Annotated in this window: 9 protein-coding genes; all 9 read left to right on the top strand. The window is 57.0% G+C overall.

Annotated features, from left to right (window positions below; genetic code table 11):
* Positions 1-434: enoyl-CoA hydratase/isomerase family protein (locus QNK41_RS16425; RefSeq protein ID WP_319258855.1), on the top strand; the 434-nt coding region annotated here is incomplete at its 5' end.
* Positions 435-605: 171 nt separating this feature from the next.
* Positions 606-1,679, top strand: coding sequence for a 6-hydroxycyclohex-1-ene-1-carbonyl-CoA dehydrogenase (had, locus tag QNK41_RS16420; RefSeq protein ID WP_319258853.1), 1,074 nt, complete (start codon positions 606-608; stop codon positions 1,677-1,679).
* A 98-nt stretch (positions 1,680-1,777) separates the two neighbouring features.
* Positions 1,778-3,640, top strand: coding sequence for an indolepyruvate ferredoxin oxidoreductase subunit alpha (gene iorA, locus QNK41_RS16415; protein ID WP_319258851.1), 1,863 nt, complete (start codon positions 1,778-1,780; stop codon positions 3,638-3,640).
* 107 nt (positions 3,641-3,747) lie between these two features.
* Positions 3,748-4,341: an indolepyruvate oxidoreductase subunit beta gene (locus QNK41_RS16410; RefSeq protein WP_319258849.1), complete on the top strand. Its 594-nt coding sequence runs from the start codon at positions 3,748-3,750 to the stop codon at positions 4,339-4,341.
* A gap of 134 nt (positions 4,342-4,475) precedes the next feature.
* Complete coding sequence (locus QNK41_RS16405; RefSeq protein WP_319258847.1) at positions 4,476-5,756, top strand: phenylacetate--CoA ligase; 1,281 nt, start codon at positions 4,476-4,478, stop codon at positions 5,754-5,756.
* Positions 5,757-5,814: 58 nt separating this feature from the next.
* Positions 5,815-6,762: a 2-dehydropantoate 2-reductase gene (locus tag QNK41_RS16400; protein WP_319258845.1), complete on the top strand. Its 948-nt coding sequence runs from the start codon at positions 5,815-5,817 to the stop codon at positions 6,760-6,762.
* 319 nt (positions 6,763-7,081) lie between these two features.
* The gene (locus QNK41_RS16395) at positions 7,082-7,912 is read left to right on the top strand and encodes an acyl-CoA dehydratase activase (protein WP_319258843.1); all 831 of its coding nucleotides are present in this window, start codon (positions 7,082-7,084) and stop codon (positions 7,910-7,912) included.
* Between the two features lie 105 nt (positions 7,913-8,017).
* Entirely contained in the window at positions 8,018-9,265 is a 1,248-nt protein-coding gene (locus tag QNK41_RS16390) for a 2-hydroxyacyl-CoA dehydratase family protein (protein ID WP_319258841.1), read from the top strand.
* A 131-nt stretch (positions 9,266-9,396) separates the two neighbouring features.
* Positions 9,397-11,469 carry an acetate--CoA ligase family protein gene (locus QNK41_RS16385; protein ID WP_319258839.1) on the top strand — a complete coding sequence of 691 codons (2,073 nt, stop codon included), beginning with the start codon at positions 9,397-9,399 and terminating at the stop codon, positions 11,467-11,469.
* Positions 11,470-11,761: the final 292 nt, after the last annotated feature.

Raw genomic sequence — 11,761 nt, 5'->3', positions numbered from 1 at the left:
TGGCCTGCGACATCATCGTGGCGTCGCCAAAGGCCGTGTTCGGCCAACCGGAGATCAAGCTGGGGTTCTTTCCGCCCTACGCGGCCATCCGGCTTCCCCAGTTGGTGGGACCCGCCCGGGCCGTGGAGATCTGTACCACGGGCCGCCGTTACAAGGCCGAAGCGGCGCAGCGCATGGGTCTGGTGGCCCACCTGTCCGGAGAAGACAACTTCCAGGAGACGGTGGACGGCATCGTCGGTGAAATCAAGGCATGCAGCCCGCTGATCATCCGGCTCAACAAGCGCGCGGTCAACGCCCACCTGGGATTGGATTTCAAACAGGCCCTGTCCGGTGTCAGCGACATGTTCCTCAACACCCTGATGAAAACCGAAGACACCCTGGAAGGCATCAAAAGCTTCGAGGAAAAGCGACGGCCGGTGTGGAAAAACCGGTAAGCGTTCGCAGGGTCAGCGTTCAGGGGTTACTGTTTTTTGTCAACTTTGACACGCGTCAACTGGCAATGTGTAGTGCCGTTTTTCAGCCGATCGTTAACCTCGAATCCTGAAACGCTGAACCGTTGAACCCTGACCATCTGAACCTAATATTTGAGAAAAGGAGAACCAGCGATGGCGTCCATGATATCCTGGCAGATGACTGAACTCGGAAAACCCCTGGCGAAGGTGGAAGCGCCGATGCCCCAACCCGGTCCCGGCGAGGTGCTGGTCAAGGTGGCCGGATGCGGGGTGTGCCACACGGATCTGGGCTTTTACTACGATGGCGTGCGAACCAAATCCCCGCTGCCCTTGACCCTGGGCCATGAAATCAGCGGCATCGTCACCGCCGCCGCTCCTGATGCCGGTGGTTGGGAGGGCAAAGCCGTGATCATCCCCGCGGTCATGCCTTGCGGGGACTGCGATGTCTGCAACCGGGACCTGGGCAACATCTGCACGACCCAGAAGATGCCCGGCAACGATATCCAGGGGGGATTTGCCAGCCACATCGTCGTGCCGGCCAAACAGTTGTGCCAGGTTCCGGTGGACGACCAGTACCGACCCGTAGGCCTGGCAGACGTCTCCCTGGCCCAGCTGTCCGTGGTGGCAGACGCGTTGACCACACCCTATCAGGCAATTGTCGATGCCGGATTGTCAGCCGACGACACGGCCATTTTCATAGGCGTGGGCGGCGTGGGTGGTTTCGGCGCCCAGATTGCCAAGGCCTTCGGCGCCCTGGTGGTGGCCATCGATGTGGACCCGGTCAAGCTGGAGACCCTGGCACCCTATGTGGACAAGACTTTCAACGTCACTGAAATGCCATTCAAAGACCTGCGCAAGGCGGTCTCCGCCTTCGTCAAGGAGCAAGGTAAACGCCGGACGGAGTGGAAGATTTTCGAGACCTCCGGCACTGCCGCCGGCCAGAAAACCGCCTTCGGTCTGATGACCTTCGGGGCCAATCTCTCCGTGGTGGGCTTTACCATGGACACGGTAGACATTCGCCTGTCCAACCTCATGGCCTTTAACGCCACCGCCCGGGGCAACTGGGGTAGCCTCCCCCAATACTATGCGCCGGTACGTGACCTGGTCCTGTCGGGCAAAGTGAAAATGGCACCGTTTACGAAAACCTTTCCGCTATCCGAAATTAACGCGGTCTTCGACATGGTGCACCATAAAAAAATCGTCGAGCGGGCGATCATGGTGCCCTGACGCCATCGTTGACAACCACCGTCGCTGCAGCGGCGCGAAATGTTTTCATATAACCCAACCAGCCGAAACCATGCGGCGAAACTCAACAGGAAACGACGATGCACAAACTACTTACAGACAGCCCCGGGAAAAAGATGCTGCTCTTGGGCAACGAAGCCATCGCCCGCGGCGCCATCGAGGCCGGCGTAGCCTTTGCCACCACCTACCCGGGTACACCCTCATCGGAAATATCCTTGAATTTGTTCCAGATCTCCCATGAGAGCGATCTCTACTTCGAATACAGCACCAATGAGAAGGTTGCCCTGGAAGTGGCCGCCGCCGCCGCCAACAGTGGTGTCCGCACCTTCTGCATGATGAAGCACGTGGGACTGAACGTGGCGGCCGATCCTCTGATGACGCTGGCCTACGTCGGAGTAAAGGGCGGGATGGTCATCCTCACCGCCGATGATCCGTCCATGTTCTCCAGCCAGAACGAACAGGATAACCGCTACTACGGCAAACTTTCCGGCCTGCCCATCCTCGAACCCTCATCGGTGGAGGAAGCCCGTCAAATGACGGCTGAGGCCTTCGACCTGTCCGAACGGCTGGGCGAACCGGTGATCCTGCGCACCACCACTCGCATCAACCACTCCAGCGCCTTCGTGGAACTGGGAAAGCTGACGCCTCGCAAAACCAAGGGAGATTTTAAAAAAGACCCTTTTAACCTGGTCACCGTACCGGCCGTCTCCCGCCGCCTCCACGTGCGTCTGCTTGAAAACTGGGACAAAGCCCAGGCGCTGGCCGAATCCTCCGGCTACAACTTTACCGACGGCGCCGGTCCCTGGGGAATCATATGCAACGGGGTCAGTTACAGCTATGTTTCCGACGCGGTGAAAGAGCTGGGCATCGCGGACAACGTCCGCGTCCTTCGACTGGGTTTTTCTTACCCTTCGCCGCCGAAACTGATCAAAAACTTTCTAAAAGGCTGTGACAAGGTGCTGGTGGCCGAGGAGGGTGAACCCGTCATGGAAGAGACCGTCAAGGCCTTTGCCCAGGAGGCCGGATTGACCCTGCCCATCGCCGGCAAGGGAGAAGGTCTGTTCTCCCGCCTGTACGAGTTCGATCCGGCCTTGGTGCGCCGGGTGATGGCCGGCTACTTCGGCGTGCCGCACACGGAAAGCCAACCGCCCGACCTGTCAGACGTACCCGAAATTCCCCAGCGGCCGCCCAACCTTTGCGCCGGCTGCTCCCACCGAGCCACCTTCTACGCGGTTAAAAAAGCCGCCGAGGGAGAGGAAACCATCTATCCCACGGATATCGGATGCTACACCCTGGGTTTTCTACCCCCGCTGGCCATGGGTGATTTTCTCATCTGCATGGGCTCGTCGGTGAGCACGGCCTGCGGCTTTTCCAAGGCCACGGACAAAAAAGTGATCTCTTTTATCGGCGACTCGACATTTTTTCACTCGGGTCTGACCGGTCTGGTCAACGCCGTTTACAACAACCACAACTTCACCCTGGTCATCCTGGACAACGGCACGACTGCTATGACCGGCCACCAACCCAATCCCGGGGTTGACATGAGCAACTTCAACCTATCCGGCTACGGCCACGTCTCCATTGAGGCGGTGGTTCGCGCCATCGGCGTCGAACACGTCACTGTCATCAAACCCTACAAGGTGAAAAAGAGCATCGAAGCGGTGAAAGCGGCCCTGGACCACAAGGGTGTATCAGTGATTATCTCCCAGGAGATGTGCACCCTGTACGCCCGCGGCCTGAAACAACTCAAGGTGCGAGCCTTCACGGTCACGGACAAATGCAAGAATCACCGGGACTGCATCAACCAGATCGCCTGTCCGGCTTTTTACCTGGATGGCGAACGGGTCCAAATCAATCCCAACACCTGCGTGGGCTGCGCGGTATGTGCCCAAATCTGCCCGGAGAATGCCATTACACCGGTCAAGGCGAAACAAGCCGGTTGAGCGACTGAGCGGCAAGACAACAACCTTCGGCTGCGGTCAATGGTTTTCCGGGAGAATCGATCAACCGAGTCATTGATCCGGCGGCCCTCATCATACAGGAAACGACCATGGAGACAACAAGACTGATTATCGTGGCGGTAGGCGGTCAGGGCAACTTGCTGGCATCCAAAGTGCTGGGAGAAGCAGCCCTGCTTTCAGATGTACCGGTGCACATGAGCGAAATTCACGGCATGGCCCAGCGGGGCGGTGTAGTTGAATCGGCCATCGTTTTCGGCGATGCCAGAAGCACGATCATCTCAGACGGCGAAGCCAACGTGCTGGTGGGCTTCGAGCCATCCGAGACACTGCGGGCCTTGAACAAGTGCAGCGCAGACACCACTGTCATTACCAATCTGGCGCCCCTGCCGCCCTTTACCGTGACCATCGGCCGCGGCACCTATCCGGACCTTGGCCGGGCCCAGGACCTGATTAAGGCCAAAACCAAACGGCTCATTGCCTTCGATGCCGTCGACCTGGCCACGACCGCCGGTAGCGTCATGTCGGTGAATATCGTGTTGCTCGGAGCACTGATCCAGACCGGCATCCTGCCGATCTCCAAGGCGAATGTGGAGGAAACTATTCGCACCAAGACCAAAAAGGCGTTTGTGGACGCCAACCTGAAAGCATTCGAATTGGGCCATAGTGCCGCTGCAAATGCATGACGTTCTTCTAATCGTGTGCATTGACCGGTTGCGTATAAACTGAATGTGCCCTCGGCGGACGAATGGGTCTGCCCCGAAGGAAACCGACCACCGATAAGGAGGAAATGATGCCCTGGAATAAAAAGAGTGAATGCATGCCGGTAGCCCAAATTCAAGCGCTTCAGGTTGAAAAACTCAAGGAGACGGTGGAGTGGGTGACCAAACGCGTTCCGTTTTACAAGAAAAACTTCAAGGAGGCAGGTATCAAGGCCGCCGACATCAAGGGCATCGAGGACGTGGCCAAACTTCCTTTCACGGTAAAAAATGATCTGCGGGACAACTATCCTTTCGGCCTTTGCGCGGTTCCCTTGAAGGACGTGGTGCGTGTGCACGCCTCGTCCGGCACCACTGGCAAACCCATCACCGGCCCCTATACCGCCGACGACCTGGACCAATGGGGCGAGTGCATGGCGCGCAACTTTCATGCTGCCGGTGTTCGTCCCGAGCACGTGGTTCAAAATGCCTACGGCTACGGCCTGTTCACCGGTGGTCTGGGTTTTCACCAGGGCGCCACGACCATGGGCTGTACCGTCGTGCCCACCAGCTCCGGGCTCACCGAACGCCAGATCACGATCTTGAAAGATTTCGGGACCAACGTCTTATTCAGCACTCCTTCCTATGCCCTGACCATTGCCGAACGGGCCGAGGAGCTCAAGGTGGATCTGAAAAAACTACCCCTTTCTATTGGTATTTTCGGCGCTGAGCCCTGGACCGCCGGGATGCGTGCGGAGATCGAGGCGCGTATGGGCATCAAGGCCATGGAAGCCTATGGGCTCACCGAACTGGGCGGCCCCGGTGTGGGTTTCGACTGCGAAGCCCAGAGCGGTATCCACATCAACGAAGACTACTACCTGGCCGAAGTGGTCGACCCCATCACCCTGGAACCCGTTCCGCTGGGTGAAAAGGGCGAGCTGATTTTCACGTCGCTACGGCGCCGGGCCATGCCCATGATCCGCTACCGCACCAAAGACATCACCCGCCTGTACCGCGAAAAATGTGCCTGCGGCCGGACATTCGTCAAAATGGACAAAATTTTTGGTCGGACGGATGACATGCTGATCATCAGCGGCGTCAATGTCTTTCCCTCCCAGATCGAATCCCTGCTGCTGGATATCGAAGAGGTGGAGCCCCAGTACCGCATGCTGGTCCGCAAAAAAGGCTACCTGGATCAACTGGTGGTGCAGGTAGAGGCCAAACAGGAGGTGTATGCGGCCGGTGACCGCAAGAAATTTGAAGTCGAAGCCAAAATTATGGCCCATATCAAAGGCAACATGGGGATCAGCGTGGAAGTGAACCTCGTGGAGCCCAAGTTCATCGCCCGAAGCGAAGGCAAGGCCCTTCGCGTGGTTGACGAACGACCCAAGCAGTTCCGTTAAACTTGAAGGATGACGACGGACAGACCGAACAACCACCAGACCGATGAGAGGTGCAACCATGACAGACCAACAACCCTTTGTCCCAAAAACTTTCGCCGTTATCGGTGCGGGTCCCGTGGGCTGTATCGTGTCCGCTTTTTTAGCCAAAGGGGGCCATAAAGTTATCTTGTGTGATGTCATTCCCGAGCTTCTCGAACCGGCACTGAAGCGGGGAATCATCATCGAAGGCGCCGAGAACCTGACCCAGACGGTCAGCCACACCTGCACCAGCATCGATGACCTGCCCAAGCATAAGCCCGACGTCATTTTTGTCACCGTCAAGGCCAATGTCCTGCCGCTGATCGCGTCGGCCATCGAGGGTTTCCACAAAAAAGGAATTTATGTGGTCAGCTGGCAGAACGGCATCGACACCGAACTGGTGCTGGCCAACAGCCTGGGCAAGGAACCGGTGATGCGGGCGGTGGTCAACTACGGCTGCGGCCTGCTGGGGCCGGCCCATGTGACGATCCCCTTTCACCATCCGCCGCACTTTATTCAGGAACTGGACCCGGAGGCCAAATTCGCCGCCGATGCCATTGCCGAAGCGCTGACCACCTGCGGCCTGCACACCCGCCATACGGAAAATATTGTTGCCATGGTCTGGCGAAAAGGGGTGCTCAACGCCTGCATGAACCCGGTGTGCGCCGTCACCGGCCTGACGATGTCCCAGGCCATGAACGACCCGATCATTTTCAACCTCGTTGACTCCCTGGTCAAAGAGTGCGTCAAGGTAGCCCGGGCCAATGAGATCATGCTGGGCTGGGAGTACTACCCCAACGCCATCGAATACATGCGCAACGCCGGGAACCACAAGCCTTCCATGCTCATGGACATCGAGAACGGCCGCCGAACGGAAATCGACTACATCAATGGGAAATTCGTGGAATACGGCCGTCGGGCAGGCATCGAGACCCCCTACAACATCACCCTGCAAAGCCTGGTCAAAGGGTTGGAGTCCCGTCTATGAGAGGAATTCAGGGTTACAGGAGATTAGGCGCTTATCCCTAAACTCGTGCTTTTGTGTCAAAAATAATCACAATAGCCAAAAGCCAAATGACAAATAAATCCCAATAGCCAAATTCAAAATTTCCAAACCATGTAATCTTGAAGAAAGGGCCGGCCGATCATCAACAACTGGAGAACTCAAAAGACAAACAATTGATGGTCTTTGCCCTTATTGTAATTTAGTTATTGTAATTTGGAATTTATTTGAGATTTGATATTTGTAGTTTGTTATTTATCTTCGATCAGTTGTGAACGCTTTACCCAGGTTAAAAGAGCGAACCATGCCGACAACCCAACCAACAACTTCTCAGGACGTCGAGTCACTTTACTTCGCCGGCGCCGATGTAGGGGCATCCAGAACCAAAGTAGCGGTGATCGATGCCGACGGTCATATGGTCGGTTACCGTGTGCACCGATCAGGAACGGATTTTACGGCCACCGCCGATCGATGCCTGACCGAGGCATTGGCCATGGCCGATATAGGCAAAGATCAGCTTGGTCGCACGATCTCTACCGGATACGGCCGCAAGAATGTCTCCTATGCCCAGGACCAGCGCACCGAAATAAGCTGTCACGGAAAAGGATGCTACCACTATTTTTCTTTTGCGATCACCATTGTCGATATCGGCGGGCAGGACAATAAGATCATCAAAATAGATGGAAATGGCCGACGGACGGCCTTTAAAATGAATCGCAAGTGCGCCGCCGGTACCGGTGCGTTCCTGGAGGAAATGTCCCCCCGCCTGGACATCCCTTTGTCGGAAATGAACGGCCTTGCCGCGGCGTCCACGGACATGGTCAAGCTGGGCAGCTTCTGCACGGTCTTTTCCGCCACCGAGGTGCTGGAGAATATCCGTCGCGGCAAACGGGTCGAAGACATCGTCAAAGGGCTTTTCTTTTCAGTCATTTCCAGAATCACCGAGATGGACGCCTTCACCGAAAAAGTGGTCATGACCGGTGGCGTGGTGGCCCACAACCCCTACCTGGTTGAGATGACCCAGGAACTGATCAAGCGTCCCATCCTGGTGCCGAAGTTGCCCCAATTCACCGGTGCCCTGGGCGCGGCACTATATGCAAGAGAAACGTTTGAGACTTGCGGAATTAGGAATTGAGGGATTGGGGAATTGAGGAATTAGTCTATCAATCGATGTTTTAATCCGCCAATTCATAGAATCCCTAAATCCCCAATTCCTCAATCATAATAGCGGAGGTAAGGTATGACCGAAGAGAAAAAGATAAAACTGAAACGGCTGGAATCGTCCAAGGTGCTGGGCAAGTTCATGGCCGATTATTACTACGAGCTGGACAACGCCGCCAAAACCGGCGAGCAAAAGATCGCCTGGTGCACCAGTGTGGGGCCGGCCGAGATTCTTCGGGCCATGGGGTTCCTGGTCTATTTTCCCGAAACCCATTCGGCCATGCTGGGATCGTCGCGCATGGCCACGGAGCTGATCCCCAAGGCCAACGCCATGGGCTATTCACCGGACATCTGCTCCTACCTCACCGCGGACATCGGCGCCTACCTGGAAAAAGTCTCCCCCCTGGCCAAAATATTCGAAGGCATCCAGGGTCCGCCCAAGCCGGATGTGCTGGTGTTCAACACCAACCAGTGCCGCGACGTGCAGGACTGGTTCAATTTCTACGGTGAAGAGTACGATGTACCAGTGGTGGGCGTCCACTCCTATGTGGGCGTCCAGGAGGTGGAAGCGGCCCACGTGAAATCCATTGCCCGGCAGATGGAAGATCTGATCCCGTCGCTGGCGCACGTCATCGGCAATACATTCGACATGGATCGGTTCAAGGAGACCGTGGCCCTGTCCAGGGAGTGTTCGGAGCTTTGGAAGCAGGTGCTCGATACGGCCGCCGCCCTCCCGTCCCCTCTCACCTTTTTCGACGGGACCACGCTCATGGGGGCCGCCGTGGTGGGCCGGGGAACCCAGCGTGCCAACGACTGCTATCGCACCCTGCTGGCGGAGCTGAACCAGCGTATCGCCGACAAGGAAGGCGCCATTGAAGACGAACAATTCCGGATCTATTGGGACGGCATGCCCGTGTGGGGTCGGCTGTCGGCCCATGCCAAGATGTTCGCCTCCCTGAAAACCAACGTGCTGGCTTCGACCTACTGCAACTCGTGGATTTTCTCCGCCCTGGATCCGGATGATCCCTTCAACTCCATGGCCCGGGCCTACACGGAGCTGTTCATCGTGCGTGCCGACGCACCCAAGGAAGCATATATCCGCAACATGCTGGAATTCTTCAAGGTGGACGGCATTATCTACCATGACGCCAAAACCTGCCCCAACAACTCCAACTGCCGTTATGGCATGCCCCAGCGTATCGAACGCCAGTCCGGCATCCCCAGCTTGACCATCAACGGCGACCTGAACGATCTGCGGCTGATTTCCGACGAACAGACAAAAACCAATGTGGAGGCCTTCATCGAGCAGTTGGCGGAAAATAAATAATAACAATTGCAAATTAAGGGATTGGGAATTGAGGAATTGGATCCCTTTGATTCCTAAATTCCTTAATCCCTAAATCCCATAATTCGTCACGCGAATCTTCATAAGCAAGTAAACAAGAAGGAGTAGCAATTATGCTTGACAGCCTTTTCAATCCCGCCGGCGTAGCGGTAATCGGTGCGTCCGGAAAAGAGCTTCACATCGGCAACCGGGTAATCAAAAACCTGCTGGACTTCGGTTACCAGGGGGGGATCTACCCCATCAACCCCAAGGCCGATGAAATCCGGGGGATCAAGGCCTATAAATCCATTCTCGACGTTCCCGGGCAGGTGGATGTGGCCCACATGGTGATCCCGGCCAAGTTCGTGCCCATGGCCGTGGAAGACTGCGGCAAAAAGGGCGTCAAACACATCATCATCAACTCCGGCGGTTTTTCCGAAACCGGCCCCGAAGGTGCCGAAATCGAAAAGGCCTTTCTGGAAAAGGCGAAGGCATACGGCATCCGCATCTTCGGCCCCAACTGCCAGGGCATCATCAATTCAGACCCGGCCGTTCGAGCCTATTGCAATTTCACATTCACCTTTCCCGAGCCGGGGCATATCTCCATCGTGGCATTGTCAGGCGGGGTGGCCGAGGTGATCCATCAGGGATTTTCCGCCATGGATGTGGGTACACGCATTTATGCATCCAACGGCAACGCCTGCGATATCTCCATCCCGGAAATCATCCGCTATCTGGCCGACGATGACGGCACCCGGGTCATTGTCACCTATGTGGAGGGCCTCAGGGACCCCATGGATTTCTTCGGGGCTGTCAAAGAAGCGGCGGCAAAAAAACCCGTGCTGGCCATGAAGGCCGGCCGCACCATGGAAGGCGCCCAGGCGGCCGCCTCGCATACCGGCGGACTGGCCAGGGAGGACATGGCCACAGACCTGATCTTCAAGAAGGCCGGCATCGTGGATTTCAGGGATGAAGGTCAGCTGATCAACGCAGCCATCGCTTTCGGATCGCAACCCATTCCCAAGGGCAACCGGGTGGGCATCATCACCAACACCGGCGGGCCGGCGGTCATCGCCACCGACATTCTCGTCGATGCCGGACTGACCCTTCCCCCCCTGTCGGAAAAAACCAAGGCGCTGCTCAAGGAAACACTCTATCCGGAGGCCACAGTGAGCAATCCCGTGGATGTGCTCGCCACCGGCACCGCCGAACACTTTGGCAGGTGTCTGGATGCCATGATGGCCGACGACAGCTTCGATTGCGTGCTCGTCAACTTCGTCACGCCCTTTTTCATGGACACGGAAAGTATTGCCAGGGCCATCGCCCAGGTCAACCAGCGGCAGATCAAGCCCATGGTGTGCAACCTGATGACCGACCGGCGCCAGTGGGCCGAAACCGAAGCCATCCTCAAAGCCGGCGGTGTGCCCTGCTTCTCCCTGCCCAGCGATGCCGCCCGTGCGCTGGTCGCCCTGGTGCGCTATCGCCACATCCTTGACCGGGAACCCGGCCGGGTTCGGTCATATGGAGACGTGGACACCGATAGCGCCCGTGTGATTGTCGACCAGGCCAACGGCCAGCCGATGCTGGCTGCCGATCAGGTTTACGAAATCCTCGAGGCCTATGGCATCGACGTCCCCGATTGGCGCATAGCCGGAGATATGGATGGCGCCGTGGCCGCTGCCGATGCCATCGGCTATCCGGTGGTCCTCAAGGCCGATGCCGCATCCGTGGTCCACAAGAGCGACATGGGCGGTGTGGCCGTCAACCTGACCGACGCCAATGCGGTGAAGAAAGCCGTAACGATGATCACCGAACGAATCGACGCCCGGGACCTACGCTTTTTCGTCCAGCAGTTTGTACCCGGTGGCCGGGAAGTGATCCTCGGCGCCAAGGCCGAGCCCGGTGTGGGGCATCTGATCATGTTTGGCCTCGGCGGCATCTTCGTCGATGTGCTCAAGGACGTTATATTCAACCTCACCCCGGTTACCGACGCAGAAGCCCGAAAAATGGTCGACGGCATCCAGGCATCCGCCCTGCTCGACGGTGTGCGCGGTCAAAAACCGGTGGACAAAACCGCCCTGGTCGACCTGATTCAACGGCTGTCCAAGCTGGTGACGGACTTTCCCCAGATCAAAGAGCTGGACCTGAATCCGGTCATGGCTTTCGAAAAAGGAGCCGTGGCGGTGGATGCGCGGATAGCATTATAGCGGATTGGTTAGATTAGTTTAGTTGGTTGGATTGGTTTGATTGGTTCAGTTGGTTGGAATGGTTGGATTAGTTGATTTTCTCCTCGAACCCTTGCACCCTCGAACCCTCGAACCCTGAACCCTGAACCCTGAACCCTGAACCCTGAACCCTGAACCCTGAACCCTGAACCCCGAACCCCGAACCCTGAACCCCGAACCCTTCAACCTAAGGAACACCCCATGGCCCATTGGATGAATCTGGGACAGCAGCTCAAGATGAACGCCAGGAAATATCCTCAGACCGTTGCCCTGT

The organism is Desulfosarcina sp. (assembly GCF_033791525.1).
GTDB lineage: Bacteria > Desulfobacterota > Desulfobacteria > Desulfobacterales > Desulfosarcinaceae > Desulfosarcina.
The sequence above is the reverse complement of the archived record's forward strand: the minus strand, read 5'-3'. Positions and strand labels throughout refer to the sequence as shown.

Coding starts and splice junctions, on each gene's coding strand:
- had (WP_319258853.1), top strand. CDS start 606: ATGGCGTCCATGATATCCTGGCAGATGACTGAACTCGGAAAACCCCTG.
- iorA (WP_319258851.1), top strand. CDS start 1,778: ATGCACAAACTACTTACAGACAGCCCCGGGAAAAAGATGCTGCTCTTG.
- QNK41_RS16410 (WP_319258849.1), top strand. CDS start 3,748: ATGGAGACAACAAGACTGATTATCGTGGCGGTAGGCGGTCAGGGCAAC.
- QNK41_RS16405 (WP_319258847.1), top strand. CDS start 4,476: ATGCCGGTAGCCCAAATTCAAGCGCTTCAGGTTGAAAAACTCAAGGAG.
- QNK41_RS16400 (WP_319258845.1), top strand. CDS start 5,815: ATGACAGACCAACAACCCTTTGTCCCAAAAACTTTCGCCGTTATCGGT.
- QNK41_RS16395 (WP_319258843.1), top strand. CDS start 7,082: ATGCCGACAACCCAACCAACAACTTCTCAGGACGTCGAGTCACTTTAC.
- QNK41_RS16390 (WP_319258841.1), top strand. CDS start 8,018: ATGACCGAAGAGAAAAAGATAAAACTGAAACGGCTGGAATCGTCCAAG.
- QNK41_RS16385 (WP_319258839.1), top strand. CDS start 9,397: ATGCTTGACAGCCTTTTCAATCCCGCCGGCGTAGCGGTAATCGGTGCG.